General features: G+C 73.8%; 4 protein-coding genes. All 4 read right to left on the reverse strand.

Annotated features, from left to right (window positions below; translation table 11 throughout):
- Positions 1–179: 179 nt before the first annotated feature.
- On the reverse strand, positions 180–602 hold the full coding sequence (locus ACFXAM_RS37950) for a pyridoxamine 5'-phosphate oxidase family protein (protein ID WP_380298411.1): 423 nt from the start codon (positions 600–602) through the stop codon (positions 180–182).
- 190 nt (positions 603–792) lie between these two features.
- Positions 793–1,527: a response regulator gene (locus ACFXAM_RS37955; RefSeq protein ID WP_380298412.1), complete on the reverse strand. Its 735-nt coding sequence runs from the start codon at positions 1,525–1,527 to the stop codon at positions 793–795.
- 183 nt (positions 1,528–1,710) lie between these two features.
- Positions 1,711–2,244 (reverse strand): hypothetical protein, encoded by a 534-nt coding sequence (locus ACFXAM_RS37960; protein ID WP_380298414.1) that lies wholly within the window; start codon positions 2,242–2,244, stop codon positions 1,711–1,713.
- A gap of 154 nt (positions 2,245–2,398) precedes the next feature.
- Entirely contained in the window at positions 2,399–4,204 is a 1,806-nt protein-coding gene (gene ctaD / locus ACFXAM_RS37965) for a cytochrome c oxidase subunit I (RefSeq protein WP_380298416.1), read from the reverse strand.
- Positions 4,205–4,354 lie beyond the last annotated feature (150 nt).

The following is a 4,354-nucleotide window of genomic DNA, read 5'->3' on the forward strand; positions in this document are numbered from 1 at the left end:
CTCGTCCTGCCACGCTCCGCTGGCGTCTTGAACCTGTTGGCCCGGGTGTATCGATCCCGGACCGCCGCCCGTCGATCCACCGCCCGCCGGTCCGGTTCCAGGGCCGTTCGGTTCCAGGACGGGCCGGTTCCAGGACGGTTCGCCCCCGGGAGGGGCCGGACCTCGGGACGGGCGGGGCCTCAGGACAGATCGGGTGTCAGCTCGCGGCCGACGACCAGCTCGGGCGCGATGCGGATCTCCACCCGGGCGCCGGGGGCCGGGGACGGCCGGCGGACCTCCGCGCGGCCGAGGACGGTGACGCACCAGCCGGTGCCGTCGGTGCCGTCCACCTCGTCCGCCTCGAAGGCGATCACCGCGTTGTCGACGGCGCGGGCCAGTTCGGAGTCGGCCTCCGCGGCGAGCAGGACGCCACCGAGCGCGTCCAGCCGGAAGCGGAGCGGGAGGACGGCGGGCAGCGCGCCGACGGTGTAGACCACGCGGCCCACCCCGGTACGGCCCAGCAGCTCCAGCGCCCTGGTCTCGTCGAGTTCCCGCGTGCGGCGGGGCTGCGCCCGGACCCGTGGCTCGACCTGCACGGACGCGGCTTCAGGATCGGCGTTCATGGCACCGATCGTCGCCCGCGGGGCCGGGACGGGGCGAGGGCCGATGGTCCCGCCGAGGGTCCCGGCAGGCCTACGGCGAACGTCCCGGGGGCGAACGGGAGAGGCCGGGCGGCGCCGACGCGCGGACCGCGAACGGCCCCGGTCGCCGCAGGCGGGCGGGCGACCGGGGCCGGCTGAGGGGTCGGCGGCGTCAGCCGCGCGGGCCGTGGCCGAGGACGCGCGGGTGGTGGGCCGAGCGGTCGGCGGCGGCCGACTGGCGCAGCTCGGTGGCGATCAGCGCCGCCTGCACCCGCCGCTCCACACCGAGCTTGGCGAGCAGCCGGGAGACGTGGTTCTTGACCGTCTTCTCGGCGAGGAAGAGCCGCTCGCCGATCTGCCGGTTGGTCAGGCCCTCGCCGATCAGCGCGAGCACCTCCTGCTCGCGCGCGGTCAGCTCCGGACCGCCGGCGCTCGGCTGCTGGGGCTCGGCCTCGCTGCGCAGCCGGTTGAGCAGGCGGGTCGCGGCGCCGGGGTCGAGCATCGAGCGGCCGGAGGCGACCGTCCGCACGGCGGCGATCAGGTCGGTGCCGCTGATCTGCTTGAGCACGTAGCCGGCGGCGCCCGCCATCACGGCGTCGAGCAGTGCCTCCTCGTCGTCGAAGGAGGTGAGCATCAGGCAGGCGAGGTCGGGCATCCGGGAGCGCAGCTCGCGGCAGACGGCCACGCCGTCGCCGTCGCCGAGGCGCACGTCCAGGACGGCGACGTCCGGGCGCAGCGCGGGGATCCGGACCAGGGCCTGCTCGGCGGTGCCGGCCTCGCCGACCACCTCCAGGTCGGGCTCGCCGTCCAGCAGGTCGTGCACGCCGCGGCGCACCACCTCGTGGTCGTCCAGCAGGAACACCCGGACCGGTGCCGGTGCCCCGCTCCCGGTCGTCTCGCTCGCCATGTCGTGGCTCCACCCTCTCCTCGCCCGGCACACCACACGCCGGGTCCATCGCATCATGCCGCACCACCCGGCCCGGGCCCAGGGCCGAACGACCCCATTCCGGCCACCGGCGCGGGATCCGTCCGCGGACCCGCGTCGTCCGCCCGGGGAGGGCGGGCCGGGCGGCGTCCCCGCGCGGGCGCGTCAGGCGCGGTGCCGGCGGGCGTTGCCGAGGCCGATGAGCAGGAAGGCGGTGGAGACCGCGACCGCGCTGCCCGCGGCGGCGGCCAGGCGGGGGGCGAGCGGGCCGCCGCCGGCGAGCAGGATGGAGGCGGCGCCGAGCGAGGCGATCGCCAGGCCGACCAGCAGCCAGCCGAGCAGGGCACGCGGCGAGGGGCGCACCGGCAGGGGCGCGGGGGCCGGGTCGATCAGCGCCCAGCGGACGGCCGCCTCGCGCTGTTCGGTCCGGCTCTGGAGGCGGGCGCGGACCCGCATCAGGACCCCGGCGACCAGGCCGGCCAGCGCGATCTGGGCGGCGGGCTGCCAGGCGGGGACGGCCAGCAGCAGGCCGCCGGCCAGGGCCAGGCAGGCCCACCAGGTCACGCAGGCGGCCGCGGCGGTGCGGGCCGAGCGGGGGCGGTCGTCGCCGGCCTGGAGGTCGGCGATGGCGGGCAGGTACCAGACGCAGCCGGACGCGGTGATCGCGGCGGTGCCGATGGCCAGGACGATGTGGGACATGGTGCCGTGCACTCCTCAAGCCCGGGGCGGTTCGGAGGGAGCCGCTCCCGCCCGCCCGGGGGCGACGCGCGGGCGGGCGGGGCGTTCTGGGGGCCGGGCCGTCAGGGCCCGTCGGTCGGCGGCCGTCGTCGGGCCGCCGGCCGTGGTCGGGCCGTCAGCCGTCGCCGTCCGGACGCCCGGACCCGGTGCCGCCGTCGAGCGCGCGGGCGCGGCGCGGCGCGGGCACGTCGTACGCGGCGGGGGTGACCCCGGCCAGGTGCTTGGCGGGCACGCCGTTGTGCTCCAGGTAGTCGCGGGCGGCGATCTCCGGGTGGTGCAGGTCGAACGCCGGGGACTCGGTGCGGATCCGCGGCAGGGTGACGAAGTTGTGCCGCGGCGGCGGGCAGGAGGTGGCCCACTCCAGGGAGCGGCCCCAGCCCCACGGGTCGTCGACGGTGACCCTCTCGCCGTACTTGGCGGTCTTCCAGACGTTGTAGAGGAACGGCAGGAGCGACAGGCCCAGCAGGAAGGAGCCGATGGTGGACACCGTGTTGAGCGTGGTGAAGCCGTCGGAGGCCAGGTAGTCGGCGTAGCGGCGGGGCATGCCCTCGGCACCGAGCCAGTGCTGCACCAGGAAGGTGGTGTGGAAGCCGACGGTGAGCGTCCAGAAGCAGATCCGGCCGAGCCGCTCGTCGAGCATCTTGCCGGTCATCTTGGGCCACCAGAAGTGGAATCCGGCGAACATCGCGTACACCACGGTGCCGAACAGGGTGTAGTGGAAGTGCGCGACGACGAAGTAGGAGTCGGAGACGTGGAAGTCGATCGGCGGGGCCGCGAGCAGCACGCCGGTGAGGCCGCCGAACAGGAAGGTGACCAGGAAGCCGACGGTCCACAGCATCGGGGTCTCGAAGCTCAGTGAGCCCTTCCACATGGTGCCGACCCAGTTGAAGAACTTCACGCCGGTGGGCACCGCGATGAGGAAGGTCATGAAGGAGAAGAACGGCAGCAGCACTTGTCCGGTGACGTACATGTGGTGCGCCCACACCGTGACCGAGAGGCCGGCGATGGCGACGGTCGCCGCGATCAGGCCGCCGTAGCCGAACATCGGCTTGCGGCTGAAGACCGGGATGACCTCGGAGACGATGCCGAAGAACGGCAGCGCCAGGATGTACACCTCGGGATGGCCGAAGAACCAGAACAGGTGTTGCCAGAGCATCGCCCCGCCGGAGGCCGGGTCGAAGACGTGCGAGCCGAACTTGCGGTCGCACTCCAGGGCCAGCAGCGCGGCGGCCAGCACCGGGAAGACCAGCAGCACCAGGACGGAGGTGAGCAGCACGTTCCAGCAGAAGATGGACATCCGGAACATGGTCAGGCCCGGGGCCCGCATGCAGATGATCGTGGTGATGAAGTTGACCGCGCCGAGGATGGACCCGAAGCCGGAGAGCGTCACGCCCATGATCCACATGTCGGCGCCGACGCCGGGCGAGTGGATCGCGTCGGACAGCGGCGCGTAGAGGAACCAGCCGAAGTCGGCGGCGCCCTGCGGGGTGGCGAAGCCGGCGGCCGCGATCAGCGAGCCGAACATGAACAGCCAGTAGGCCAGCATGTTCAGCCGCGGGAAGGCGACGTCGGGGGCGCCGATCTGCAACGGCATGATCCAGTTGGCGAAGCCGGTGAACAGCGGCATCGCGAAGAGCAGCAGCATCACCGAACCGTGCATGGTGAAGGCCTGGTTGAACTGCTCGTTGGAGAGGATCTGCGTCCCCGGCCGGGCGAGTTCGGCGCGCATGACCAGGGCGAGGATGCCGCCGATCAGGAAGAAACCGAACGACGACACCAGGTACATGGTGCCGATCGTCTTGTGGTCGGTGGTCGTCAGCAGCCGGACCAGGGACGAGCCGGGTCGCTTGACCCGTGCCTGTCCCGGCCGGGCGGCCGACGGCGGCAGCGCGCTGTCGCCCTGTGCCTCGATGGCGCTCAAGGACGCACTCCTTCGAAAACTTCTGCGGATGGATGGCGATCCATGATCGGAAAGCACCACCCGTGCGCCCTAGGGCCGTTGGACCCAGCGGCCCGGGGGCGGGGGGGCGCGGGGACGGGCCCCCCGGGGGGGGCCCACTGCGCCCCGCCG

It is taken from the genome of Kitasatospora sp. NPDC059462 (assembly GCF_042749955.1).
Taxonomy (GTDB): Bacteria; Actinomycetota; Actinomycetes; order Streptomycetales; family Streptomycetaceae; genus Kitasatospora.

What these genes read in the sequence shown, in the direction of transcription:
- ACFXAM_RS37950 (WP_380298411.1), bottom strand. Translation starts at nt 602, where the DNA reads ATGAACGCCGATCCTGAAGCCGCGTCCGTGCAGGTCGAGCCACGGGTC.
- ACFXAM_RS37955 (WP_380298412.1), bottom strand. Translation starts at nt 1,527, where the DNA reads ATGGCGAGCGAGACGACCGGGAGCGGGGCACCGGCACCGGTCCGGGTG.
- ACFXAM_RS37960 (WP_380298414.1), bottom strand. Translation starts at nt 2,244, where the DNA reads ATGTCCCACATCGTCCTGGCCATCGGCACCGCCGCGATCACCGCGTCC.